We start from the raw sequence: 24,922 nt of genomic DNA, 5'->3' as shown, positions 1-24,922 counted from the left end.
GTGACGGTTGCCGAGGGGTTTCACAAAGGGTGCGGAGGTCAGTCCGCTGTGCCCTCAGTCCAGGTCCGAGGGGACGAGGCTGTAGACGATCAGGTCGTCGCCGCCCAGGCAGGCGCGGGCGACGCCCTCGCGGACGAAGCCGGCCTTCTCCGCGACCCGCTGGGAGGCGGTGTTCGCCACCGAGGCGCGCAGCTGGAGCCGGCGGAAGGCGTGCCGGTGGAACAGCCAGCGCGCGATGGCCAGCACGGCCTCCCCCGCGTACCCCCTGCCGCGGGCCCACGGCGCTGTCATGTAGCCGACCTCTGCGGTCCTGTTGTTCCAGTCGAGATCGCGCAGGTCCACGTCGGCGGCGAAGCGGCCGCTCGCCAGCTCCTCGGCGGTCCAGGCGATGCCCTGGCCCCGCAGGCGCATGCGCTCGGTGTGCTCGATGAACGCCCGCGCGTGCGGCTCGGTGTAGCCGCGCGGGATGCCGGTCATGGCCTGGGTGAACGGGTCGGAGCCGGTGGCGGCCAGGTCGGGGACGTCCTGCTCGGACGGCGGCCGCAGCAGCAGCCGCGGGGTGCGCAGGCTGTTCCTGGGCAGCAGCGGAACGGGCGGGCCGCCGTCCTCGCGCAGCAGGCCGAGAACGACCAGATCGTGCGGCCCGTCCTCCTCCAGTACGGCGTCGCGCAGCACGCCCTCCCAGGTGAAGCCCGCTTTCCTGGCGACGCTGAGCGAGGCGAGGTTGTCCAGGTTGGCGGTCAGGTCGATCCTGCGCAGCCGGGTGGTGGCGAACACCCAGGCCGTCAGCGCGCGTACGGCCTCGGTGGCCAGGCCGCGGTTGCGGTGGAGGGGGTGGACGGCGTAGCCGACCTCGGTCGTGCCGGCCGTCCACGAGGTCTTGAACAGGCTGACGGCGCCCACGATGAGCCCGTCCGCCCCGGTCATCGCGAGGTGGATGCCCTGGCCGGCGCGGTGCGGCTGGTGCACGCCGTTCCTGAGCCACTGCTGGACGCCTGACAGATCGGAGGGGGCGCCCGGCGGGAGGAACCGTACGCCGGACTGCACGATCGAGCGGACCCGAGCCTCGTCCTGAGGGCCGAACGGCCGGAGCGTGAGCCGGGCGGTGGCGATGCTCACGTCGGGATCGAACACGCTCGGCAGGCTACACACCGGCGATGTTTGCCCACGAAAGCGGGGGTAGGGGCGCACTGAGAGGAGTGAGGGAACTATGCAACGTGGGAGCGACAAGCACGGGCCCCGCATGGACGACCAGCAGAAGCACGAAACCGAGGGCATGGTGCGCGGCGGTGGTTCGACGCACGCCGAGGAATGGAAGGAGCCCGAGGCCATGCGGTCGGCCGATGAGGAGTCCACGCAGTCGTACCCGCCCGGTCACGAGCCCGGTGTGCCCGAGGGCATGACGCAACAGGACGTGGACGTCCGCAGCGAACTGGCCAGATGGCTCAGCGACACCCACTGGCCGACCTCCAAGGAGGACCTGCTGCGGCGCGCCCAGCGGCAGGGCGCGCCCGATCGGGTGCTCGACATGGTCGAGGCCCTCCCCGATCGGAACTTCGAGAACATGGCCGACATCGCCCAGTCGCTCGGCATCGGCGTCGAGCAGGGGAGGTGGTGACCCGTGCGGCTCGACTTCATCCGCCCCCTGTACGAACGCCGCGGCCCCTACGCGTCGGTCTACGTGGGCGCCTTGACCGGGCCGGAGCGGGAGAGCCACTGGCGCGGCGTACGGGACCGGCTCGAACAGGACGGCCACGCCGACAAGGCGACCGTGGACGCGCTGCGGGAGGAGGCGATGCGGGCCGCCGCCGGGCGGGCGCTGTTCGCCACGCACGGTGACGTGGTGCTGGCCGAGTCGCTCGACCGGACGCCGCGCGAGCTCGCGATGTGGTCGCCGCTGCCGCACGTGACGCCCCTGCTCATGCAGCGCGGCGAGAACGTGCCGCATCTGCGGGTCATCATCGACCACGCGGGCGCCGAGCTCACCGCCTTCGGCGGCGGCTCGCCGCGCAAGGCGACCGTGGAGGCCGCCGCGTGGCCCCTGCAGAAGACCGCGCAGGGCGGCTGGTCGCAGAAACGCTACGAACGCGCCGTGGACGAGGCGTGGGAGAAGAACGCGGTGGCCGTCGCCCAGGAGATCGACGAGCAGGTACGCCGGCTCGGCACCGAGGTGATCCTGGTGGCGGGCGAGCCGAAGTCGCGCTCGTTCCTGCTGCACCACCTCGGCACGAAGTCCGCCGACCGGGTGACGATGGTGGAGCACGGCAGCCGCGACGACCACGGGCAGTTCGAGCAGGACGTGGAGCGCTCCCTCGACGAGTGGCTCGACCGCAGGCGCGCCGAGCTGCTGGAGCGGCACCAGGAGTCCGACGGCCCCGTCGGGATGGCGCGGGTCTGCCACGCGCTGCGCGAGGGACGGGTGCACGCGCTGCTGCTGCCCGGCGAGCTGCCGAAGCCGGTCTGGATCGGCGAGGGCGGCACGCAGGTGGCCACCGACCCGGCCGAGCTGCGCCGCTGGGGCGTGAACGAGCCGATCCAGGAACGTTCCGACTCCGCCCTGGCCAGGGCGGCCGCGATGACGGACGCCGAGCTGTGGTTCACCGACGCCGTCTCGGACGTGGCGGCCGTCCTCAGGTACTGATCACCACTTCCAGTGTCCGGGGGCCGTGCACGCCCTCGACCCGGTTCAGCTCGATGTCGCTGGTGGCCGATGGGCCGCTGATCCAGGTGAGCGGGCGGGACGGGTCGAGCCGCGCCACGGCCTCCGGGACGCCGGGCACGATCTGGTCGGCCCGCACCACGCACAGGTGGTAGTCGGGCACCAGCGTCTGCGCCCGCGTCCCCTGGCCCGGGCCGTGGTCGAGGACGATGGTGCCGGTCTCGGCGATGGCCACGGCGCAGTTCGTCAGCACGCCGTCGGCCGTCCTGAGGTCGTCCCAGCCGCCGTCGCGGCCGAACCCCTCCGGGATGACCATGCGCTTGTCCTTGACGCACGCGTCGATCACGGCCGGGACCTCGGCCGACGGGACGACGTGCACGATCGCCCGGTAGTCGTCCACCCGCTCGGCGAACAGGCCCACGAGGTCGTCCACCTGCCGCTCGGTGCGGTAACCGCGCGGGATCTCGACGTCCTCGGCGCCCCCGACGGCCTTACGGATCCGGGAAAGAATCTCCTCACGCGCGCTCATTCCGCTCCCTGCCCATGGGTCGCTCACCACTCCTCACTCGCTCCGCGGAGCCCCTCCTCCGTCGGGCCTCCGCTCCGCTCGCCGCGTCCGGTTCGCTCCCACCAGTCTCTGAACGACTCTTCCGGAATCTCCGGCACGTCCCGGGTGTCGGTCCACGCCGACAGCGGGCCGGGCAGCCGGCGCTTCGGTACGAGTCCGCGCAGCTTCGTGGCCGCGCGCTGGGCTTTGGCCAGGCGTTCGTGGTCGTTCAGGATCCAGCCCGCGACCTTCATGCCGGCCCGCTCCGCCGCCGCGTGCGGGGCCTTGGCCCGCAGGTCCACCAGCACCTCGGGGATGTCGATGGCCACCGGGCAGACGTCGTAGCAGGCGCCGCAGAGACTGGAGGCGAACGGCAGCGAGGCGTCCAGCTCCGAGCCCATGCCGCGCAGCTGCGGGGTCAGGATGGCGCCGATCGGGCCGGGATAGACCGAGCCGTAGGCGTGGCCGCCCGCCCGCTCGTACACGGGGCAGACGTTCAGGCACGCCGAGCAGCGGATGCAGCGCAGCGCCTGGCGGCCCACCTCGTCGGCGAGCACGTCGGTGCGGCCGTTGTCGAGCAGCACGAGGTGGAACTCCTGCCCCTCGACGGCGCCCGTCCACATGCTCGTGTACGGATTCATCCGCTCGCCTGTGGAGCTTCGCGGAAGAAGCTGGAGGAACACCTCCAGATCCCGCCAGGAAGGCAGCAGCTTCTCGATCCCCACGACGCTGATGAGGGTCTCGGGCAGCGACAGGCACATGCGGCCGTTGCCCTCGGACTCCAGCACCACCAGCGTGCCGGTCTCGGCGACCATGAAGTTCGCGCCGGAGATGGCGACCTTGCTGCGCAGGAAGCGTTCGCGCAGGTGGAGCCGGGCCGCCTCGGTGAGGGCGGGCGGGTCGTCGGTCAGGTCGGGCGACACCTCGGGCATCCGGTCGAGGAAGATCTCGCGGATCTCCGACCGGTTGCGGTGGATCGCGGGCACCAGGATGTGGCTGGGGAAGTCGTCACCGAGCTGCACGATCAGCTCGGCGAGGTCGGTCTCGTACGCGGCGATGCCGTGCTCGGCGAGCGCCTCGTTGAGGCCGATCTCCTGGGTGGCCATCGACTTGACCTTGACCACCTCGGTCTCGCCGGTGGCCTTGACCAGGTCCGTCACGATGCGGTTGGCCTCGGCGGCGTCGCGCGCCCAGTGGACGGTGCCGCCCGCCCGGGTGACGGCCTCCTCCATCCGCAGCAGGTAGCGCTCCAGGTTGCGCAGGGTGTGGTCCTTGATCGCCTTGCCGGCGGCGCGGAGCTCCTGCCAGTCGGGCAGCTCGCCGACGACGCTCGCCCGCCGGTCGCGAATGGTGTGCGTGGCCTTGCGAAGGTTGAACCGGAGTTGCGAGTTCTGCACGGCTTTTGCGGCATTTTCCGGGAAATTGCCTGGCATGCCGATGAAGGTCGCGCTCATGAATCGTCCTCCGTCGAGGCGAGGATCTCGGCGAGGTGCATGGTCCTCACACCGGTCTTCTGACGGCGCAGGGTGCCGCCGATGTGCATCAGGCAGGAGTTGTCGGCCGCGCAGAGCACCTCGGCGCCGGTGTCCTGGATGCTGCGGGTCTTGTCGGCGGCCATCGCGGCCGAGACGGCCGGGTTCTTCACCGCGAACGTGCCGCCGAACCCGCAGCACTCCTCGGCGCCGGGCAGCGGCACGAGTTCCAGGCCGCGGACGTTCTGGAGCAGGCGGGTGGGCCGGTCACCCAGGCGGAGCCCGCGGAGCGAGTGACACGTCGGGTGATATGTCACCCGGTGCGGGAAATATGCTCCAACGTCTTCTTTTTTCAGAACGTCGATCAGGAACTCGGACAGCTCGTACACCTTCGGCGCGACCTCCGCGATCGCCGCCGCCCCTCTGCTGCCCGGCTCGACCAGCTTCGGGTACTGCTCGCGCACCATGGCCGCGCACGACCCCGACGGCGCGACCACGGCGTCGTACCCTGCGAACACCTCGGTGAAGTGCCGCGCGAGGCGTGTGCCCTCCGCCCGGTAGCCGGTGTTGACGTGCATCTGCCCGCAGCAGGTCTGGGCGGCGGGGAAGTCGACGTCGCAACCCAGCCTGCGCAGGAGCGACACGACGGCCTTGCCGGTGCCGGGGAAGAGCGTGTCGTTCACGCACGTGATGAACAGGGCGACTCGCACGGCTCTCCTTCCAGGGTATGGTTCAACCACAGTATGGTCAGACCATACCGAATCAGGTGATTCTCGGCCAGCATCAGGGAGGCTTCGTTGGACGGCACCGGCTGGCGTCCCGTCAAGCGAACGCGGACGTTCGAGGACGTTCTCGCCCAGATCGAGCGGCGCATCGCCGAGGACGGCCTCACCGCGGGCGACCGCCTGCCCGCCGAGCGCCAGCTCGCCGAGCAGCTCGGCGTCAGCCGCTCCTCGGTACGCGAGGCCATGCGCGTGCTGGAGACCCTCGGTGTGGTCTCCTCGCAGGTGGGCCGCGGCCCCGACGCGGGCGCGGTGCTCACCTCGCGGCCCGACTCGGCGCTGTCCGACCTGCTCCGGCTCCACCTCGGCCTGGCCGGCCTGGAGATGCGCGAGGTCATCGACACCCGGCACATGATCGAGCAGTGGGCCGCCGCGCGCGCCGCCACCGCCCGCGCCGACATCTCCGGGCTCGCCGCGGCGCTGGCCGGGATGGACGCGGCCGGCTCGGCGGAGGAGTTCGTGGAGCACGACACGGCCTTCCACTGCGCGCTCGCCGACGCCTCGGGCAACCGGCTGGCCGCGGCCATCATGCGTTCACTGCGCGACTCGATGCGCCGCTACTCGGTCGAGGCCGTCCAGCGCCTCGGGGACACCTCGGTCCTGCGCGCCGACCACGTCCGCATCCTGGAGGCGGTCAGGACCGGCGACCCGGACGAGGCCGCGCGGGCGGTCTCGGAGCACCTGGCGCACGCCTACCCGTCGTTGTTCGCGGTTTGACGGGTCACTGCCGCGTGTCGGCCTGCCTGCAGTTCGCGCCCGAGCAGGCGACCATGCCGGCCAGGCGGGCGTCCAGGTTGGCGATCAGCGCCGGGTCGGCGTAGGCGGCGAGGTTGCGCAGCTGGTACGGATCGGTGTGCAGGTCGTAGAGCTGCTTCTCGCCCGTCTCGTACCGCACGTACGTGTACCGCTCGGTGCGCAGCGCCTGGTAGGCCGGGACCGGCGTCTGGGCGGCGGAGCTGCGGTTGGCCGGGCGGACGAACTCGATCAGCGCGTTCCTGCGCCACTGCGCCGGCTTCTTGCCCCGCAGCAGCGGCACCAGCGAGCGGCCCTCCGCGAACGCCGGCGCCGTGGCCCCGCCCAGCGCCGCGATCGTGGTCGGCAGGTCGATGGTGACGCCCATCTGCGAGGCCGTGGAGTTGGCCTTGATGCCGGGGCCGCGCACGACGAGCGGCACCCGGATCGCCTCCTCGAACGGCGTGGTCTTGCCCTGCTTGAGCCGGTGCGTGCCGAGGTGGAAGCCGTTGTCGGAGGTGAAGAAGATGTAGGTGTTGTCCAGCTGCCCCGCCTCGCGCAGCGCCCGCACGACCGTCCCGACCAGGTCGTCCACCCCCAGCATCGACCGCAGCCTGCGCCGGTGGCGCTCGTCGACCTCGACGACCTGCTCCGGCGTGAGCCTGGGCCGTGAGCGCAGCCAGAGCGGCTCGTCGGCGACGTCGTCCTGGTTGAACGACGGCGTGCGCGGCGCGGTGGCCAGCGGGAAGGCGCCCGCGTGACGGTAGGCCGGGTTGGCCGGGTTGTGCGGGCCGACCGGCGCCAGGAAGAGGAAGAACGGCTGCTCGGAGCGCCCGATGAAGTCGCGCGTCTTGCCGGCCAGCACGTCGGACAGGTAGTCCTGTTCGGCCCAGCCGTAGTCGCGCACGACGCCGTTCTCGTTGAGCCGGTAGCCGTACTCCTCGTAAAGGGCGCGCACGGGCACGGCCCACTCGTTCCAGCCGGGCGGCACGTGCGTCTCGGCGGCCGTGTCGCCCGGATAGTGGTTGAGGTATTTGCCCATCAACGCCGTGCGGTAGCCGGCCTGCTGCATCCAGGTGCCGATCGTGGAGCGTTCCAGACCCAGGGCGTGGAAGCGGTCGAACCCGCCCTCGGGCGCGGTGTTGGTCAGCACGCCGTGGCTGTGCACGTGCTGGGAGCGCAGGATCGACGCCCGCGACGGGCAGCACCAGGAGTTGGTCACGAAGAACCGGTCGAACGAGACACCCTGGTAGACGAGGTGCCGGGTGATGTTCGGGAAGTACGGCAGCGTCCCGAACTCCAGGTCGTCGGCCATCACGACGACGATGTTGGGGCGGGAGTCACCCTCGGCCATCGTCGGCTCGGCTGTCGGCAGCAGCAACAGCAGCAGGCAGACGAGACGGCAGAGACCCTTGAGCACAAGCTGTGACTTCCCCGGAAGATCCCATTGACACGTCGGGTGCTACGGACCGTAATGGAATTTAGTTCCGGAGGTGTCACGTGAAGCTCGGGCTGAACCTGGGTTACTGGCAGCGCCACGGCGACGACGCGACCGAATCCGTGCTGGCCGCCGAACGGCTCGGCTACGACTCCGTGTGGACCGCGGAGGCGTACGGCAGCGACGCGTTCACCCCGCTGGCCTGGTACGGCGCGCGCACCACCCGCATCAAGCTGGGCACCTCGATCGCCCAGATCTCGGCCAGGCCGCCGGTCACCACGGCCATGACCGCGATGACCCTCGACCACCTGACCGGCGGCCGGCTGCTGCTCGGCGTGGGCGCCTCCGGCCCGCAGGTCGTGGAGGGCTGGTACGGGCAGCCGTTCGCCAAGCCGCTGGCCCGTACGCGCGAGTACGTCGACATCATGCGCAAGGTGTGGCGCCGCGAGGAGCCGGTGATCGGCGAAGGGCCCCACTACCCGCTGCCGCTGCCCGGCGGCCTCGGCAAACCCCTCAAGCTCATCACGCATCCGCTCAGGGCCGACATCCCCGTCTATCTCGGGGCCGAAGGGCCGAAGAACGTCGCCCTGGCGGCCGAGATCGCCCAGGGCTGGCTGCCGCTGTTCGCGTTCCCCTCCAAGATCGAGGAGATGTACGGCGCGTCGCTCGCGGACACCCCCGACGGCTTCGACGTGGCCGCCATGGTGATGGTGGTGATCTCCGACGACGTGCGGGCCGCCCTGGACGGCGTGAAGATGATGCTCACGCTGTACATCGGCGGCATGGGCGCCCGCCACCGCAACTTCCACGCCGACATCATCGGCCGGATGGGCTACGCCGAGGCCGCCGAGCACATCCAGGCCCTCTACCTGGCCGGCCGCAGGGACGAGGCGTTCCGGGCGATCCCCGACGAGCTGGCCGACGGGATCTCCCTCGTCGGCCCGCCCGGACGGATCAGGGAACGCCTGGAGCCGTGGCGGCGCAGCCGGGTCACCAGCCTGCTCGTCATGGGGCCCCGCGACGAGCCGTCCCTGAAGATCGTCCGCGACCTCGTCCTGGGCTGAGCTCCCGGCGGGCCGGGGCGGGCCGCCGGAGCTCAGCCGGGCCGGGGAGCCGGCCGGTCAGTCGGGGCGGGGAGCCGGGTCGGCGGTGACCGCCTTCAGCAGCGGGCGGCTCAGCGCCCCCGCCCCGATCACGCCCGCGAACCCGGCGACGATGCACACGCCGAGCGTGATCGCCCCCGCCGAGCTCATCCCCACGCTGATGAACGGCAGCGCGCAGAACACACCCACCAGGATCGCCCCGCCGCCCATCACCGTCAGCGGGATCAGCGTCTCGGCCCGGCGGGCCTTGTCGAGCACCGACAGCGGCGTGCCCGCCAGGCGCAGCAGCCCGTACGTCTGCCGCCGGTCCAGCACCGACGACATGGCGGTGATCCCCGAGCTGGCGACGGCCACCAGGAACGACACCGCCAGCACGACGACCGTCCCCACGCGGATGTCGGCGAAGAGCTGGTCGCTGAACCGCGTGTCGTCGTCCTGCGTCGTGGGCGTGTGGCCCGGGGCCATGCCGGCCAGCGCGGTGCGGGCCCGGTCGACCGTGGCGACGTCGGCGGAGCTGCCGAGCGCCGCGACGACGACGCTCTTGTCCGGCTCGACGGTCGCGGTCACGCCGGCCTCCCGCAGGCGTTCGCGGGCCTGCCCGGCCATCTGCTCGACCTGCCCGGCAGGAGCGACGACGCGCAGCTCCGGCGGCCCGGCCGGCCCCTGGTCGAACGCCGCGGGGCTGAGCAGACCGACGAACCCGGCCACGAACCCGGTCAGCGCCACGCCGCTCACCGTCCGCCAGGCCGAGCGGGGGTCGTCCACGAGTCTGCGGCCGGCCAGCAGCCGGACCGGCCCGCGGGCGAGCCGGGCCGTGATCCGCCCGATCAGGCCGACCACCCAGGGGCCGACCAGGTTCACGCACAGGAACGCCAGCGCCAGCACCGCCGCGATGATCGCGACGCCCGCGTTCTCCCCCCGCGTCAGCACCGGGTACGCGACGAGCACGGCCAGCAGGGCGAGCACCCGGACGAACCGCATGCCGGGCGGCGTCTCGCGCTTGGCCACGCCGAGCGGGCTGACGACCACCCGCCGCAGGCCGGCCACCGCCGACAGGCCCACCACCAGCGGCACCCCGACCAGCACCGCCAGCATGACCAGCGGGTGGGGGAAGACGTCGGAGGTGAACCAGGGGCCGCCCTGCATCTCGATCCCGGCCAGCAGCGGCGCGGCCAGGATGTAGGCGACGGTCCCGGCCAGCGCGCCGGCCAGCGCCACGATCATCGCCTCCGCCACGGTCATCAGCACCACCTGGCCGGGCGTCGCGCCGACCAGCCGGAGCGCGGCCAGCCGCTGGTCACGTCTGGCCACCGTGAGCCGGGCCGCCGCGCCCCCGAAGACGAGCAGCGGCACGACCATGAGCACGCTCGCGATGACGGCGAGCGCCCCGTACGTGTCGGCGTCGTTGCTCGCCTGCCCCTCCAGGTCGGCGACCTTGACCGGCGTCCGGCCGACGACGGCGTCGCCGGGTGGGGCCTGCAGCTCCGGGGCGTCCGGGGCGTGGCCGACGACCGCGACCAGCTCGCCCGGGTACACCAGCGCCTCGTCGCCGAGCACGCCCGCCTGGCGCGGATAGCGCGCGGCCAGCTGGTCGGCGGGCAGTTCCCTGGCCAGCTCCGCCAGGGCGGGCGACAGCCACGCCTCGCCGGGACGCGGGAAACGGGGCAGGCCGGGCGGCGGCGCCGGGGCCTTCTCCCCCAGCGCGGCCAGGTCGACCACGGTGATCACCTGGTCGCGGACGAAGTCGTACCGGGACTTCTCGACCGCCACCGCGCCCGAGGAGGCCGGGACCGGATTGCGCCAGGCGCCGCGGTCGGCCCTGGCCTGGAAGGCGAAGTTGGCGGCGATGGCGAACAGCAGCAGCGCCGTCGACACGGCGACCGCCCCGAGCGTGAGCCAGGTGCCGAGCATCCCGCGGCGGCCGCCGCCCTTGAGCAGCCGCCACGTCAGTGCGAGGTTCACGCGCGCACCCCGGCCAGCTGCCCGTCGCGGACCTCGACGGTACGGTCGCACCAACCGGCCACGTTCGGGTCGTGGGTGACCACGATCAGGCCGGCGCCGTTGTGCTTGGTCGCCTCCACCAGCAGCCGCATGGTGTCGTGCCCGGTGCGCTGGTCGAGGGCGCCGGTGGGCTCGTCGGCGAACACCACGGCCGGCCTGCTCACCAGCGCCCTGGCGATGGCCACCCGCTGCGCCTGGCCGCCGGACAGCTCCCCCGGCCGCCGCGTCTCCATGGTCTGCAGGCCGAGAGGGCCGAACCACTCCCGGGCCTGCCGTACCGCCTGGCTCCTCGGCACGCCGCCCAGCATCAGCGGCAGCGCCACGTTCTCCTCGGCGGGCAGCTCGGGCAGCAACTGGCCGAACTGGAAGACGAAGCCGAATCTCGTCCGCCGCAGCTCGCTGCGCTTGCGCTCCCCCATCGTGTCGATGCGCTGCCCCTGCAGGTGCACCTCGCCCGCGTCCGGTTTCATGATCCCGGCCAGGCAGTGCAGCAAGGTCGACTTGCCGGACCCGCTCGGCCCCATGATCGCCACGGCCTCCCCGGCTCGTACCGCTATGTCCACGCCCCCGAGGGCGACCGTCTGCCCGAACCGCTTCACCAGGGCCCGTCCGACAAGCACGTCATTCATGCCGACCAGACTCGCGCGCGGCCCTCATGCGCCGGATCGGCCGTGCGTCCACACTCCCTCGGCCGAACGGCCGATCCGCTCCTTAGAGTTGGGGCCGTGACTATTCGGGTTCTCATCGCCGACGACCAGCACCTGGTGCGTACCGGCTTCCAGATGATTTTGGACGCGCAACCGGACATGGAGGTCGTGGCCGCGGTGTCCGACGGCGCCGAGGCGGTGGCGGAGGCCAGGCGACTGCGGCCCGACGTGTGCCTGCTCGACATCCGGATGCCCAAGCTCGACGGCCTGGAGGTGACCCGCGCCCTGGCCGGGCCGGGCGTGGAGAACCCGCTGCGGGTGGTCATCGTCACCACGTTCGACCTCGACGAGTACGTCTACGGAGCCCTGCGCTCCGGCGCGACCGGGTTCCTGCTCAAGGACAGCGGGCCCACCTTGCTGATCGAGGCCGTCAGGGCCGCCGCGGCGGGCGACGCGCTGGTGTCGCCGTCGGTGACCGTACGGCTGCTGCAGCACCTGTCCAAGCCCCGGCGCACGGCACCGCCCACGCGCGACCCGCTGACCGAGCGCGAGCTCGACGTCGTGCGCCTGGTCGCCAGGGGGCGGACGAACCAGGAGGTGGCCGCGGAGCTGTTCGTGTCACTGTCCACGGTGAAGACGCATCTGGGCAGCATCCAGGCCAAACTCGGCGTCCGTAATCGGGTGGAAATCGCTGCTTGGGCGTGGGAATCCGGCGTGGTGAGCTGATTAACCGAGGGGCTCCCGGGATACAAGTGAATGAGAACCTCAGCGCATGGCCCGGGGGGAGATCAAGGTGCGCTACACCCAGGCAGTGCCGGCGAGAGCAGCCTCGGCCGTATACGTGACACTCGCCGCTCAGGTGCTCTCCCTCGGCGCCCTCGTGACCTTCGAACAGTCCCGCGGCCGTGAGCTCGCCGCCCGGCTCGCCGCGTTCGGCGGGCGTCCCCAAGGGGCCGACGCCGAGGCGGTGGTGGGGGCGGTGACCGTGTTCGCGGTGCTGATGATGCTGGTGGCCGGCGCCTCGATCGCCGCCGGGGTGGCGTACGTGACGTGGCTGGTGCGGGCGCGGCAGGCCAACGACCGCTCGGCCGCCACGGGGCCGGTCGCCGTGGCGTGGCTGGTGCCCGGCGTCAACCTGTTCGCCCCCGCGGTGCTGGTCGACGCGGTGTGGCGGGGCACCCGGCCCCCGGCGGGCGGCCGCGGGCGGTGGCTGGCGCTGCTGCTGGGCTGGTGGCTGAGCTGGCTCGCCACGCTCGCGCTGATCACGATCCGGCTGCCGCTGGGCACCTCGGAGGGCGACCTGACCGGGGTGGGGGTGCCGGAGCTGGCCTGCGCGGCGCTGGCGGCGCTGCTGTGCGCGGCCACCGTGCGCGAGCTGACCCGCCTGCAGCGGGCCGCCCGCTCGGGCCGCCCGGCGGAGCCCGCCGGGGTCCGCGCGTTCGCCCCGCACCCGGCCCAGGGCTCCTCCCCGATCGGCCAGCCGAACGCCCTCCAGGAGGGCTAGACGCGCTCACCGCGCGGCCAGGCACGTGCGGAGCGTCAGACGCCCCGGGCCGGCCGCCGTCGGTGAGGAGCGTCAGGCGGCCGTGGGGCCGGAGCTGCCGGGGCTGGCGTGCCACAGCCGGCCGGGCGGGGTGGTGACGGCGGGGCCGAGGTCGGCGTAGGGCGACAGGCGGAAGCCGTTGGCGTATTCGATCGCGCGTCCGCCGACCGCCTCCGACTCCTCCGGCGTCCGGGCGACGAGCGCGCGGACCTCCTCGATGCCCCGGGAGCGCCACAGCGCGGCGAGGTCGGCCAGGTTCCAGCAGTCGACGGCCCGCAACGACACCGCGCGCGTGCCCGTGCGCCGGACCACCCCCTTGGCCAGCAGCAGCCACGAGCCGAACACGGTCGAGGCGCACCTGCCCTGCACCGACTCGAAGAACGTCAGGTCGACCGGCCCGGTCGAGTCGTCGAGCGTGGTGAAGATGACCCGCTGGCCCGAGCGCACGGCGGGCGTCTGGGTCGCCACCTTGACCCCCGCGACCAGGATCTCCTGCCCGTTGCGCCGGTGGAGAAGATCTTTGGAACGTACCACGCCGAGCTCGTCGAGCAGCTCGTCGTAGAAGCTGATGACGTGCCTGCTGACGTCGATGCCGAGGATCTCCAGCTCGGCCTCGACCATCTCCGTCTCGGTCATCTCGGGCAGCTCCCCCGGCGGCAGGTGCTCGCTGAAGCCGAGCGGGAGCTGCACGGCCTCGGTGCCGGGCGGCGGGCCGGCCGCGTGGGGGCCGTGACGCCGGGACTTGCGCGGGCCCGTCCGCACTCCTGCCGCCGAGAGCCGGTGGAGCTCGCCCACCCGGGCGACCAGGTCGCGGCGGGTCAGCTCGCCCGGCCGCCAGCGCGGCCCGCCCGGGTGCAGGTCGTGCAGCGCGTCGAGGCCGCCGACCTGGACGATCCGCTCGAGCGTCGGCCGCGAGGGCCGGGCGCGATCCCAGAAGTCGGCCATGGACGTGTACGGCTGCCCGGCGACCATGCGATCGACCTCCGCCTCGCTCACGCCCTTGATCGCCGAGAACGGCACCCGCAGCGCGTACCCCTTGCCGATCTCGCTGATCCGGAAGTCGTCGACCCGCCGGCGCGGGTCGGCGGCGGGGCCCAGCTCGGAGGGGCGCACGCGGACGCGGACGCGCGGGCCGAGGTGTTCGACCTGCCAGTGCCGGCCCGACTTGTTGATGTCGAGGGGCAGGATCTTCACCCCGCACTGCCGGGCCTCGTCGATGATGACGCGCGGCGGGTACATGCCGGGCTCGTGGGTGAGCACCCCGGCGAAGAACGCCGCCGCGTGGTGCCGCTTCAGCCACGCCGACTGGTAGGTGGGCATCGCGAACGCCGCCGCGTGCGCCTTGCAGAACCCGAACGCCCCGAACGCGTCCAGCACCTTCCAGGCCCGCTCCACGGCCGCGTCGTCGAAGCCGTTGGCCTGCGCCAGCGGGACGAACACCCGGCGCACCCGGTCGCGCCCCTCCGGCGTGTCGAGCGTGCGCCGCAACATCTCGGCGAACGACAGGTCGCGCCCGGTCATCACCGAGATGATCTTCAGTACCTGCTCGTGGAAGACCACGACGCCGTGGGTCTCCTTCAGCGCCTCACGCAGCCGCTCGTGCGGATAGTACGGCTTGCGCCAGCCGTGCCGGGCCTCCAGGTAGGGGGTGACCATGTCGGAGTTGACCGGTCCGGGCCGGAACAGCGAGATGTCCACGATCAGGTCGTGGATCTTGCGCGGCTCCAGCTTGGCCACCAGCTCGCGCTGGCCCGGCGACTCGATCTGGAAGCAGCCGAGGGTGCGGGAGGCGCAGATCATGTCGTAGGTGTCCTGGTCGTCGTGGGGGACGTACTGGACGCCGGGCCGGGAGTCGGAGTCGTCGCCGCTCTGGCGGTCGAGCTCGACCACGACGCCGTCCACGCGCTCGATCTCGCTCAGCGCGTACGCCATCGCCGACTGCATCCGCACGCCGAGCACGTCGAGCTTGAGCAGCCCGGCCTCCTCCACGTCGTCCTTGTCGAACTGCGACATCGGGAACTCCAGCAGGCTGCGCTCGACCGGCGTGCGGTCGCGCAGCCCGGCGTTGCCCACCAGCACGCCGCACGGGTGCAGCGCGATGTGCCGGGGCAGCCCGTCGAGCCGCTCCGCCAGCCGGAACACCCGGTCGAGCCCGGCCTCGCCGAGCCGGCTCTCGCGCAGCTCGGGCAGGTCGTGCAGGGACGCGGTGATCTGCCTGGCCCGGATGTGGGGGAACGCCTTGGCGATCGCGTCGATCTCGTGCGGCGGCAGGCCCATCGCCCCGGCGACGTCGCGGATGGCGCTGCGCGCCCGGTAGGTCTCCATCATGGACACGCAGGCCACCTGGCTCTCGCCGTAGCGGTCGAAGATGGCCTGGTAGCAGTCGAGGCGGCGGGCCGACTCGACGTCGACGTCGATGTCGGGCAGCCCGACGCGGCCCTCCGACAGGAAGCGCTCCATGAGCAGGCCGTGGTCGAGCGGGTTGACCTCGCCGATGCCGATCAGGTAGTTGACCAGGCTGCCGGCGCCCGAGCCGCGGATGGCGCAGCGGATGCCCATGCCGCGGATCATGTCGGTGATGCCGGCCACGGCGATGAAGTAGCCGGACAGGCGTTTGCGCTCGATGATCGCCATCTCGTCGGCCAGCCGCCGCCGGGCCTCGGCCGAGCGGCCGAGACCGCGCCTGGCCAGGCCGTCCTCGACGCGCCCGCGCAACATCGGCACCGGGTCGCCGCCGACCTCCGGCAGGTGCAGGGCGGGCGGGCTGTTGCGCAGCGCGAGCAGGTCGAGCGGGTCCATCGCGCACGCCTCGGCCAGCCGCCGGGTGGTGGCCAGCAGCCGCGTCACCCGTTCCCCGTCGCCCGCGCACACCTTGGCGGCCACCTGCGCCATCTCCTTGCCGCTCTTGAGGTAGGCGTGGGAGGTGGTGCGGTCGAGGTGGCGCGGATGCAGCGGCACGAGCTGGCGGGCGGCGTCGAGCACGTCGCCCACCTGGTGGTCGGCCGGGTCGAGGTAGCGCACGGCGTTGGTCAGCACGGCGGGAACGCCCATCGACTCGGCCAGGCCCAGCATGCGCACGGCCGTGTTGGCGTCGCGGAAGCCGTACTGGTCGACCAGCTCGACGACCACGCCGGGCACCGCGGCGCGCCACAGCCCGAGCAGCGTCCTGGCGTGCTCGTCGCGCCGCTCGGCGACCGCGCGGCCCACGTCGGAGCGCGGCCCGAGCAGCACCACGAGGCCGTCGTCGGCGCCGAACCCGCGCGGATCGGCCGCCCCGGCCCACTCGCCGACCAGCTCGCGGGTCACCTTGGGCGCGCCGCGCTCTCCCGCGTGGTGCGCGGCCGTGACCAGGCGGCACAGGCGGGACCAGCCCTTGCCGCGGGCCAGCACCGTGACGCGGTCTTCCTGCTGGGGGGCGGTGCGCGGGCGGGGCGGTCGCATCCCCGGCACCGGCGTGAACGCCGAGGCGGGCACGGCGAGCGCCAGGTCGACGCCGAGCACCGGGGCGATGCCGGCCTCGGCGCACGCATGGGCGTGCTTGACCGTGCCGTAGAGGCCGTCGCGGTCGGTCAGCGCCAGGATGTCCATCCCGTGCTCCAGCGCCCGGCCCACCAGCGCCCCCGGGAACGCGGTGCCGTAACGCATGGAGTAGGCGGAGCACACGTGCAGGTGCGGGAACGGGGCGGCCATCAGTCCCACGCCCTCATGAGCAGCCAGCCGTTGCCGGCGGTGTCGTAACGCAGCTCGTAGGAGCCGACCTCGCGGCCGGGGCTGGCCTCCACGCGCCAGAAGCGGCGCTCGCCGGGGTCGCCCTCGCCGGTCTTCCACCACTCGCGCGCGACCACCCAGCTGTCGAGGACACGGCGGACCAGGTAGAGCCGGTCACGCCAGACGAACTGGGCCGGCTCCCCGTCTCTGGTCCACACCTCGATCGGATCGCCATAGAGTCTGCTCAAGACGCTTCTCCCCGCGGCTTTGGTCCTTATTCCTGAACCACCCGGGGGAAGGCGGGTGCTATGTATCGAACATATGTTCTCAGCGCTCGAAACGCAAGTCGCCCGCCTGCCGCGCGAGGGGGTTGGCGCCGATCGAGTTGCGGATGCTGAAGGCGACGCTGCCCGCCCGGTAACGGTCGTCCGAGGTCTCGACGGGGCGGCCCTCGTGGGTGGTCGTGGTCCTGCGCTGACGCAGCAGCGGGCTGCCGCGGCGCACGCCCAGCAGCCGGGCGTCCACGGCCCCGGCGGCCACCGCGTCGATGAGGTGCTCGCCGTAGGCGAACACCAGGCCGATGGAGGCGTACAGCGCCTCGGTGACGGACTCGCAGTCGGCGGGGAGCTTCTCGACGGCGGCCGCCACCCACTCGGCGTAGACGGTGCGCTCCACGAGGACGGGCTCGCCCTCCAGCGAGCGCAGGCGCAGCACCTCCAGCACCTCCTCGCACCCGAGCTTGACCGACTCCGCGCCGCTCGCCGGGCGGCGGCACTGCTCGATCACCTGGCCGCCGAAGCGGTGGCCGTTGGCGCGGGCCCACTGGGCGAAGCTGTGCAGCTCGGCGAAGCTCTGGCTGCGCACTCTGCCGAGGACGATCCGCCGCGCCCCCTGCCGGGAGCCGACCAGCCCCTCGGCGGCCAGCACGGCCACCGCCTGACGCACGGTGCCGCGGGCGGCGCCGTAGCGCTCGGCGAGCTCCGCCTCGCTCGGGAGCTGGGAACCGACCGGATGGACGCCGGAGAGGATCTCCCTGCGCAGCTCATCGGCGATCCGTTCGTAGCGCGCCACCATTCCGCCCCTGTCCATTCACTGAAGAGCCACATTTATACGACTTACTAGGGCTCGCTTGTTTGTACAAGTTCCCCTAGATTCTTGCCACATCCCCCGGAAAATGGAGGCGTCGTGTTCACACCTCGCGCCCGCGCGGCCGGCGTTGTCGCCGCCCTCACCCTCGTCACCGCGGCGTGCGGCGCCGCCCCGAGCACCCAGACCACCCAGGCCTCGCAAGGAGGGGTGAACGCGGCCACCGCCACGTCCGCCGCCGACTTCGGCGGCTTCGACAAGCTGGTCGAGGCGGCGAAGAAGGAAGGCACGCTGCACGTCATCGCCCTGCCGCCCGACTGGGCCAACTACGGCGAGATCATCGAGAAGTTCCAGGCCACGTACGGGATCAAGATCGAGAGCGAGACGCCTGACGCGTCCAGCGCCGACGAGATCAACGCCGTCAAGACCCGCAAGGGCCAGGACCGCGCCCCCGACGTGCTCGACCTCGGCCAGTCGTTCGCGCTCAGCGGCGCCGCGGAGGGCCTGTTCGCCTCCTACAAGGTGCAGGCGTGGGACAAGATCCCCGAGGGCCAGAAGGAGGCGAACGGCCTCTGGATCAACGACTACGGCGGCTACGTCTCCATCGGTTGCGACGCCAAGAAGATCGCCACCTGCCCGACGAGCTTCGCCGACCTGCTCAAGCCCGAGTACAAGGGCAAGGTCGCGCTGAACGGCAACCCGACCAAGGCCGGCTCGGCCTTCGCCGGCGTGTTCGCCGCGGCGCTGGCCGACGGCGGCTCCTTCGACGACATCCAGCCCGGCATCGACTTCTTCAAGAAGCTCAAGGACGCCGGCAACTTCAACCCGGTCGAGACCACGCCCGCGACCATCGAGAAGGGCGAGACCCAGATCAGCATCGACTGGGACTACAACAACGCCGCCTACGCTCCCCAGATGACCGCCAAGGGCATCGACTGGCAGGTCAACATCCCGAGCGACGGCAAGTACTTCGAGATGTACGCCCAGGCCATCAACAAGGACGCCCCTCACCCGGCCGCCGCCCGCCTGTGGCAGGAGTTCCTCTACAGCCCCGAGGGCCAGAACCTCTACCTCAAGGGCTTCGCCCGCCCTGTCATGCTGCCCGCGATGACCGAGGACGGCACCGTGGACCAGGCGCTGGCCGACGCGCTGCCGCCGGTCGAGGGCACGCCGCAGTTCCCGACCACCGAGCAGGTCAACGCGGCCAAGGCCAAGGTCGCCGGCGGCTGGGACGCCGCGATCTCCGGATGAACCGGTCCCGTTCGAGGGGCTGGCTCGGCGCGCTGCCGCTGCTGGCGTTCTTCGCGCTCGTGTTCGGCGTGCCCGCCGTCGCGCTCGTCGTGGGGGCGTTCACCGTGCAGGGGCGGCCGAGCCTGACCAACGTGTCGCAGAGCCTGCAGGGCGGCTACCTCACCGCCATGATCGGCAGCGTGCGACTGTCGGCCGTGGTGGCGCTGCTCGGCGCCGTGCTCGGCACGTTCCTCGCCTACGCCATCGTGACCTCCCGCTTCGCGCTGCTGCGGGAGGCCGTGCTGACCGCCTCGGGGGTGCTGGCCAACTTCGGCGGGGTGCCGCTGGCGTTCTTCTGGATCGCCACGCTCGGCAACTCCGGCGTGGTCAGCGGGCTGATCGGGCTGCCTTCCGGCTCCCTGTACACCTTCTGGGGGTTGGTCATCGTCTACCTGTACTTCTCGGTCCCGCTGATGGTGCTGGCCATGGCGCCGGCGCTCGACGGGCTGCGGCCCCAGTGGCGGGAGGCGGCGGCCAACAACGGCGCCACGGCCTGGCACTACTGGCGCTTCGTCGCGCTGCCGGTGCTCACCCCGGCGATGCTCGGCGGGGTGGTGCTGCTGTTCGGCGGAGCCTTCTCCGCGTACGCCACCGCGAACGCCATGGTCGGCACCGTCGTCCCGCTCGTCACCCTGAAGATCGCCAGCGCGCTGACCGGCGACGTGCTGATCGGCTACGAGAACATCGCGCTCGCGCTCAGCCTCGACATGGTCGTGGTGGCCGGGATCGTGATGGCGATCTACCTGCCGCTGCAGAGGAGGACCTCCCGATGGCTGCACTGACCGGCCTGGAGCGCGTCCCCGCGCGCGCGGCCGACCCGGCGGCCCGGCCTCGGCCGTGGCGCGTCGTGGTGTTCGTGCTCGCGGCGGTGTACTTCCTGGTGCCGCTGGGCGCCTCGTTCTGGTACACGGTCTACACCCCGACCTCGGGGCTGTCGTTCTCGGCGTACGGGGAGCTGATCACGGCCGAGGGCTTCGCGCGGTCGCTGGCGCTCTCGCTCGGCCTGGCCGCCGCCACGATCGTGCTCGTCCTGCTGCTGGCGCTGCCCGCGATGCTGGCCGTACGGCTCTTCGCGCCGCGGCTGCGGCCGGTGATGGAGGTGCTGTGCACGCTGCCGCTGGTGGTGCCGCCGATCACGTTCGTCGCCGGGCTGAGCACGTCGCTGCGCGTCGGGGTCGACGTGCTGGCGCCGACGCCGTTCTGGGGCACGCTGATCGCGGTGCAGAATCCGGCGTTCCCCCTGGTGCTGGTGCTGGCGTACGTCGTGCTGGTGCTGCCGTTCGTGTACCGGTCGCTGGACGCCGGGCTGCGAACGATGGACGTGCGGACGCTGGTCGAGGCGGCCCGCAACCTCGGGGCGTCGTGGCCGTACGTGCTGTTCCGGGTGATCGTGCCCAACCTGCGCTCGGCCCTGGCCAGCGCGTCGTTCCTGACGCTCGCCCTGGTGCTGGGCGAGTACACCGTGGCCAGCCTGCTCGGCTACGAGCCGTTCGCGGTGTGGATCGTGACCGTCTCGGGCTCCAAGGGGCAGCTCTCGGTCGCGGTGTCGATCCTCAGCCTGCTGCTCATCTGGCTGCTGCTGCTCGCCGTGTCGAGCGTCTTCGGTAGGGAGAAGAGGAAATGACCGCATCGGTGGAGTTCCGCGGGTTGCGGCGGGCGTTCGGCAAGACCGTCGCGCTCGACGGCCTGGACCTCGTCATCGAGCCAGGGGAGTTCGTCGCGCTGCTGGGCCCGTCGGGCTGCGGCAAGACCACGGCGCTGCGCTGCGTGGCCGGCTTCGAGCGGCCCGACTCGGGGGCCGTGCTGGTCGACGGCAAGGACGTCACGAACGTCCCGGCCAACAAACGGGACGCGGGCATGGTCTTCCAGTCCTACTCCCTCTTCCCCAACCTGAACGCCCGCGACAACGTGGCCTTCGGCCTGCGCGTGCGCAAGGTGCCCGCCGACGCCCGGCGCAAGAAGGCCGACGAGCTGCTCGAACTGGTCGGCCTGCCCACCCACGCCGACCGCTACCCGCACCAGCTGTCCGGCGGTCAGCAGCAGCGCGTCGCCCTGGCCCGCGCGCTCGCCCTGGAGCCGAGCGTGCTGCTGCTGGACGAGCCGCTGTCGGCGCTGGACGCGAAGGTCCGCGTGAGCCTGCGCGAGGAGATCCGCCGCCTCCAGCTCGACCTCGGCATCACCACCATCTTCGTCACCCACGACCAGGAGGAGGCCCTGTCGGTCGCCGACCGCGTGGCGGTGCTGCGCGCCGGGCGGCTGGAGCAGGTCGGCGCGCCAGCCGAGGTGTACGACCGGCCCGCGACGCCGTTCGTGGCGGAGTTCGTCGGCACCATGAACCACCTGGCCGGGCAGCTGTCCGGCGACCACGTCACGGTGCTCGGCCAGCTGCTTCCGGTGGACGGGCCCGTGCCCGCCGACCCGTCCGTGGACGTGCTCGTCCGGCCGGAGGCCGTGCAGGTCGTGCCCGACCCCGGCGGCAGGGCCGAGGTGGTGGCGGCGTCGTTCCGCGGCGCGTCCGTACGGCTGCGGCTCGCCGTGGACGGCGGCGAGGTGCTCGCCGACGTGCCCGGCCACGAGGCGGCCCGGCTCGGCGCGGGCACCCGCGTCGGCGTGCGGCTGGTCGAGCGGCCGGTGCTCGTGGCGGCCCGCACGGTGATCGCGCACGCTCCCGTCGTGGCCGCCGATGCGGTCTGAGCCGGCCGCCCCCGACGCTGTCCTGCTGGACATGGACGGCACGCTCGTGGACACCGAGGGCCTGTGGTGGCAGGCGGCCGACGCCGTCGCCACGTCCCTCGGGCGTCCGCTCTCCCCCGCCGACACGCCGCACGTCCACGGCCGCACGATCGAGGACGTGGCGGCGTACCTGCTGCCCGACGACCTGCCCGACGACCTGCCCGACGACCCGCCTGACGGGGTCTGCGCGCTGACCGCGCGGCTCACCGACGCCTTCGCCGAGCGGCTGCGGCGGGAGCTGCCGGTGGTGCGGGGCGCGCCGGAACTGCTCGCCGGGCTAGCCGCCGCGTCGATCCCGACGGCCCTGGTCAGCGCCTCGCCCCGGAGCATCGTGGAGCTGGTGCTGCCGCGGCTCGGGCACGCGTTCGACCTGGTCATCGCGAACGAGGACACCGCGCGCGGCAAGCCGCACCCGGACCCGTACCTGGAGGCGGCCCGGCGGCTCGGCGCCGCGCCCGGGCGGTGCGTGGCCGTGGAGGACAGCCCGGCCGGGGTCGCGGCGGCCACGGCCGCGGGCTGCCGGGTGGTCGTCGTCTCGCCGCGCGAGGGTCTGCCGTCGCTGGAGCGGGTCTGCTCGGAACGGCGCGCCGACGAACGTACATAGTGCGCATTTCCGCATTGGCACGCTCCGTGTCGGTAAGCTAACGCGGCGTGAGCAGTGAACCCTCCCACATCGGGCGCTACAAGCTGCTTAGCGTGCTGGGACGAGGTGGGATGGGCACGGTCCACCTCGCCGAGGACCCCTCCGGGCAACACGTCGCCGTCAAGGTGATCAACGCGGAGCTCAGCCAGCACGAGCAGTTCCGCATGCGCTTTCGCAGGGAGGCGGACGCGGCGCAGCGGGTGCGCCGGTTCTGCACCGCCGCCGTGATCGAGGCGGCGCTCGACGGCGACCAGCTGTACGTGGTGACCGAGTACGTGCCGGGGCCGAACCTGGAGGACGCCGTCCAGGAGTCGGGGCCGATGGGCGGCTCCAGCCTCGACGCGCTGGCGGTGAGCGTGGCCACCGCGCTGACCGCCATCCACGCGGCCGGCGTCGTGCACCGGGACCTGAAGCCGTCCAACGTGCTGCTGTCACCGGTCGGGCCGCGCGTGATCGACTTCGGCATCGCGCGGGCGCTCGACACGCTCGGCGGCGTCACCGGCACCGGCGAGCTGGTCGGCACGCCCCGCTACATGGCGCCCGAGGTGCTGCGCGGCGATCCGGTCTCCCCCGCCTGCGACGTGTTCTCGTGGGGCTGTCTGGTGGCGTTCGCGGCCAGCGGGCGGGCGCCGTTCGGCGGCGAGGCGCTGCCCGCGATCGTCTACCAGGTGCTCAACACCGAGCCCGACCTGGAGGCCGTCGAGCCCGGGCTGCGAGAGCTGGTCAGTGCCGCGCTGCGGAAGGACCCGGCCCTGCGGCCCACCGCGCAGCAGTTGCTCGACGACCTCGTCGGGCGATCGGCGGCCCCGGAACATGCCGCGCACACCGCGCAGGTGACCTGGCAGGAGGACGGCACCGTGCCGTACTCCGCCCGGCCGGCCCCACGCCGGCGCCCCCTGTACGCGAGCCTCGCGGCCGGTGCCGCGCTCGTGCTCGCCGCGGGCGCGGGCGCCTGGGCGCTGCTGTCTGCGGACGCGCCGCCCAACCTGGGCGTCCTGTACGCCGAGGACTTCACCCAGACCTCCGGGGGCTGGGCCGGCATCTACGACCCCGAGGAGCCGGCCGGCTACGGCTACCGCACCGACGGCACCTACGGGCTCGACGTGGAGGAGGACGACGAGGAGCGCTGGGCGCAGGCGCCGGCGCCGTTCCTCGTCACCACGCCGCCCGTGTCGCCCCCGTCGCCCGCCTACCCCCGTCCACCCGGCGCGCCCGACGCACCCATGCCGATGCTGCCCGAGACCGTCGTCATCAGCGTCACCACCGAGGTCAGGAAGGCCAGCGGCATCGGCGAGTACGGCCTCTACTGCCACAGCACCAAGGAGGGGTCGTACTACGAGTTCGGCCTCGACACGACCGGCAAGGCCCGGATCCGGCGGGTCTTCGCCGGCGCGGGCGCCACGCTGGCGGAGCCCGTCCACGTGGCCGCCCTGCCCGGCAGGGTGCGGCTGACGGTGGCGTGCGAGCGGGTGGGGGCGTCCATGCGGCTGACGATGTGGGTGAACGGCGAGCGGGTGCAGCAGGTGGAGGACCCGAACGGGATCGGGAACGGCTACCTCGGGATCTTCGCCCGCACGACCAAGGACGGCGCCTCCCTGCTGAAGACGACGTTCGACGACTTCGAGCTCCGCGGCACCCTGGAACCATGACCTCTCGGGAGTGAGACCGTGCCGCCGGAGCGGGCCTTCCCCTCGGAGTGGCGAGAGCCGCCGCTCGGGACGCCCTCATGCGACCCGGCTCCTCCCCCCTTCACCGACGTCGACCGCGCCTCACCTCGAAGGACGCCACCGGGGCTCCCCTGCCGCCCCCGAGGACGCCGACTCCTCCCCGGACCCCCAAGGACCCCGACCGGCCGCACCTCTCGCCGGGCGAGCCCCGCCCCTCCCCGAGCCCCGCGGGCGAACCGTGCCGTACCCCCGAATCAGAGGACGCCGGCGCGGGCGGCGGCGAGGGCCGCGGCGACGGCGCGGTCGGCGTCGTGTTCGCTCACCGGCTCGTGGGCGACGAAGAGCCGGTAGTAGACGGGCGCCACCGCCACCCTGATCACCTCGCTCGGGTCGACGACGTCGGGCAGCTCGCCGCGTTCGATCGCGCGCCGCACCACCTCGGCCGACTGCTCGTGCCGGGCCGCGAAGAAATCGTGCAGCGCCCGGGCGGCGGCCGGATCCTGGATGGCGGCGGCCACGAACGCCGACGACACCGGGCCCAGCTCGGGATCGTCGAAGCCGTTGCGTACGAGCCGGACGATCCCTCGCAGGTCGCCCTCGATCGAGCCGGTGTCGGGGATCGGCCACGGCTCCTCCCCGGCCAGCTCCAGAGCGTCGGAGATCAGCCCTTCGACGCCACCCCACCTCCGGTAGACGGTCGTCTTGTGCACCCCTGACCGCTCCGCCACGTTCTCCACCGTCAAGCCCGTGTAGCCGTGCTCGGCCAGCTCGGCGAGCGTGGCCTGGCGTACGGCGTCGCGGACGCGCGCGCTGCGCCCCCCGGGACGTTTGCGAGGCTCCAAAAACAACTCCAGTTGCGTTATGTGTGAAC

At 72.6% G+C, this 24,922-nt stretch carries 23 protein-coding genes; 12 read left to right on the top strand and 11 right to left on the bottom strand.

Annotated features, from left to right (window positions below):
* Positions 1-54: 54 nt before the first annotated feature.
* On the bottom strand, positions 55-1,134 hold the full coding sequence (locus ACIBP6_RS05665; protein WP_397049087.1) for a GNAT family N-acetyltransferase: 1,080 nt from the start codon (positions 1,132-1,134) through the stop codon (positions 55-57).
* Between the two features lie 76 nt (positions 1,135-1,210).
* On the opposite strand from ACIBP6_RS05665, the gene ACIBP6_RS05660 reads away from it, so the two are divergent.
* A complete protein-coding gene (locus tag ACIBP6_RS05660; protein ID WP_132615638.1) occupies positions 1,211-1,618 on the top strand; it encodes a DUF2795 domain-containing protein in 408 nt (135 codons plus the stop codon).
* A gap of 3 nt (positions 1,619-1,621) precedes the next feature.
* Complete coding sequence (locus ACIBP6_RS05655) at positions 1,622-2,641, top strand: baeRF2 domain-containing protein (RefSeq protein ID WP_397049086.1); 1,020 nt, start codon at positions 1,622-1,624, stop codon at positions 2,639-2,641.
* On the opposite strand, the gene ACIBP6_RS05650 is transcribed toward ACIBP6_RS05655, so the two are convergent.
* The 3 genes from ACIBP6_RS05650 to ACIBP6_RS05640 are packed head-to-tail and all read right to left on the bottom strand — an operon-like array spanning position 2,631 to position 5,388.
* The gene (locus tag ACIBP6_RS05650) at positions 2,631-3,188 is read right to left on the bottom strand and encodes a lactate utilization protein C (RefSeq protein ID WP_397049084.1); all 558 of its coding nucleotides are present in this window, start codon (positions 3,186-3,188) and stop codon (positions 2,631-2,633) included. The genes ACIBP6_RS05655 and ACIBP6_RS05650 overlap by 11 nt on opposite strands.
* 23 nt (positions 3,189-3,211) lie before the next feature.
* Positions 3,212-4,660, bottom strand: a complete 1,449-nt coding sequence (locus ACIBP6_RS05645; RefSeq protein ID WP_397049082.1) for a lactate utilization protein B — start codon at positions 4,658-4,660, stop codon at positions 3,212-3,214.
* A complete protein-coding gene (locus tag ACIBP6_RS05640; RefSeq protein WP_397049080.1) occupies positions 4,657-5,388 on the bottom strand; it encodes a (Fe-S)-binding protein in 732 nt (243 codons plus the stop codon). Before ACIBP6_RS05640 ends, ACIBP6_RS05645 begins: the two co-directional genes overlap by 4 nt.
* A gap of 87 nt (positions 5,389-5,475) precedes the next feature.
* Between ACIBP6_RS05640 and ACIBP6_RS05635 the strand changes: the two genes are divergently transcribed.
* Complete coding sequence (locus ACIBP6_RS05635) at positions 5,476-6,177, top strand: FadR/GntR family transcriptional regulator (RefSeq protein ID WP_397049078.1); 702 nt, start codon at positions 5,476-5,478, stop codon at positions 6,175-6,177.
* A gap of 4 nt (positions 6,178-6,181) precedes the next feature.
* Here ACIBP6_RS05635 and ACIBP6_RS05630 read toward each other — a convergent pair whose 3' ends face one another.
* Entirely contained in the window at positions 6,182-7,612 is a 1,431-nt protein-coding gene (locus ACIBP6_RS05630; RefSeq protein ID WP_397049076.1) for a sulfatase, read from the bottom strand.
* Between the two features lie 80 nt (positions 7,613-7,692).
* Between ACIBP6_RS05630 and ACIBP6_RS05625 the strand changes: the two genes are divergently transcribed.
* Positions 7,693-8,694 carry an LLM class F420-dependent oxidoreductase gene (locus tag ACIBP6_RS05625; protein WP_397049074.1) on the top strand — a complete coding sequence of 334 codons (1,002 nt, stop codon included), beginning with the start codon at positions 7,693-7,695 and terminating at the stop codon, positions 8,692-8,694.
* A gap of 57 nt (positions 8,695-8,751) precedes the next feature.
* Here the strand turns inward: ACIBP6_RS05625 and ACIBP6_RS05620 are convergent, their stop codons facing one another.
* Both ACIBP6_RS05620 and ACIBP6_RS05615 read right to left on the bottom strand, forming a co-directional pair.
* The gene (locus ACIBP6_RS05620) at positions 8,752-10,695 is read right to left on the bottom strand and encodes an FtsX-like permease family protein (RefSeq protein ID WP_397049072.1); all 1,944 of its coding nucleotides are present in this window, start codon (positions 10,693-10,695) and stop codon (positions 8,752-8,754) included.
* Positions 10,692-11,363, bottom strand: a complete 672-nt coding sequence (locus ACIBP6_RS05615) for an ABC transporter ATP-binding protein (protein WP_397049070.1) — start codon at positions 11,361-11,363, stop codon at positions 10,692-10,694. Before ACIBP6_RS05615 ends, ACIBP6_RS05620 begins: the two co-directional genes overlap by 4 nt.
* A gap of 96 nt (positions 11,364-11,459) precedes the next feature.
* Between ACIBP6_RS05615 and ACIBP6_RS05610 the strand changes: the two genes are divergently transcribed.
* The gene (locus ACIBP6_RS05610) at positions 11,460-12,107 is read left to right on the top strand and encodes a response regulator (protein WP_397049068.1); all 648 of its coding nucleotides are present in this window, start codon (positions 11,460-11,462) and stop codon (positions 12,105-12,107) included.
* 46 nt (positions 12,108-12,153) lie between these two features.
* Complete coding sequence (locus ACIBP6_RS05605; protein WP_397049066.1) at positions 12,154-12,885, top strand: DUF4328 domain-containing protein; 732 nt, start codon at positions 12,154-12,156, stop codon at positions 12,883-12,885.
* Positions 12,886-12,957: 72 nt separating this feature from the next.
* Here the strand turns inward: ACIBP6_RS05605 and ACIBP6_RS05600 are convergent, their stop codons facing one another.
* From ACIBP6_RS05600 to ACIBP6_RS05590, 3 genes are all read right to left on the bottom strand, one after another.
* Positions 12,958-16,614, bottom strand: a complete 3,657-nt coding sequence (locus ACIBP6_RS05600) for a DNA polymerase III subunit alpha (protein ID WP_397049318.1) — start codon at positions 16,612-16,614, stop codon at positions 12,958-12,960.
* On the bottom strand, positions 16,614-16,880 hold the full coding sequence (locus tag ACIBP6_RS05595) for a DUF6504 family protein (RefSeq protein WP_165969877.1): 267 nt from the start codon (positions 16,878-16,880) through the stop codon (positions 16,614-16,616). The genes ACIBP6_RS05600 and ACIBP6_RS05595 overlap by 1 nt, the downstream gene beginning before the upstream one ends.
* Before the next feature lie 79 nt (positions 16,881-16,959).
* A complete protein-coding gene (locus ACIBP6_RS05590; protein ID WP_397049064.1) occupies positions 16,960-17,721 on the bottom strand; it encodes a GntR family transcriptional regulator in 762 nt (253 codons plus the stop codon).
* Between the two features lie 96 nt (positions 17,722-17,817).
* Here ACIBP6_RS05590 and ACIBP6_RS05585 point away from each other — a divergent pair, with 96 nt between their 5' ends.
* Genes ACIBP6_RS05585 through ACIBP6_RS05560 form a run of 6 tightly spaced genes read left to right on the top strand, consistent with a single transcriptional unit; the run spans position 17,818 to position 24,033 of the window.
* Positions 17,818-18,969: an ABC transporter substrate-binding protein gene (locus ACIBP6_RS05585; protein ID WP_397049062.1), complete on the top strand. Its 1,152-nt coding sequence runs from the start codon at positions 17,818-17,820 to the stop codon at positions 18,967-18,969.
* Complete coding sequence (locus ACIBP6_RS05580; protein ID WP_132615625.1) at positions 18,966-19,790, top strand: ABC transporter permease; 825 nt, start codon at positions 18,966-18,968, stop codon at positions 19,788-19,790. The genes ACIBP6_RS05585 and ACIBP6_RS05580 overlap by 4 nt, the downstream gene beginning before the upstream one ends.
* Complete coding sequence (locus ACIBP6_RS05575) at positions 19,778-20,632, top strand: ABC transporter permease (RefSeq protein WP_397049060.1); 855 nt, start codon at positions 19,778-19,780, stop codon at positions 20,630-20,632. Before ACIBP6_RS05580 ends, ACIBP6_RS05575 begins: the two co-directional genes overlap by 13 nt.
* Entirely contained in the window at positions 20,629-21,702 is a 1,074-nt protein-coding gene (locus ACIBP6_RS05570; protein ID WP_397049058.1) for an ABC transporter ATP-binding protein, read from the top strand. Before ACIBP6_RS05575 ends, ACIBP6_RS05570 begins: the two co-directional genes overlap by 4 nt.
* Positions 21,692-22,345, top strand: a complete 654-nt coding sequence (locus tag ACIBP6_RS05565) for an HAD family hydrolase (protein ID WP_397049056.1) — start codon at positions 21,692-21,694, stop codon at positions 22,343-22,345. Before ACIBP6_RS05570 ends, ACIBP6_RS05565 begins: the two co-directional genes overlap by 11 nt.
* Before the next feature lie 47 nt (positions 22,346-22,392).
* Positions 22,393-24,033 carry a serine/threonine-protein kinase gene (locus ACIBP6_RS05560; protein ID WP_397049054.1) on the top strand — a complete coding sequence of 547 codons (1,641 nt, stop codon included), beginning with the start codon at positions 22,393-22,395 and terminating at the stop codon, positions 24,031-24,033.
* A 272-nt stretch (positions 24,034-24,305) separates the two neighbouring features.
* Here ACIBP6_RS05560 and ACIBP6_RS05555 read toward each other — a convergent pair whose 3' ends face one another.
* Entirely contained in the window at positions 24,306-24,893 is a 588-nt protein-coding gene (locus ACIBP6_RS05555; protein WP_397049052.1) for a TetR/AcrR family transcriptional regulator, read from the bottom strand.
* Between the last annotated feature and the right edge of the window lie 29 nt (positions 24,894-24,922).

The organism is Nonomuraea terrae (assembly GCF_044465245.1).
GTDB classification, from domain to species: Bacteria; Actinomycetota; Actinomycetes; order Streptosporangiales; family Streptosporangiaceae; genus Nonomuraea; species Nonomuraea terrae.
This window is presented reverse-complemented; position numbering and strand designations above follow the sequence as displayed.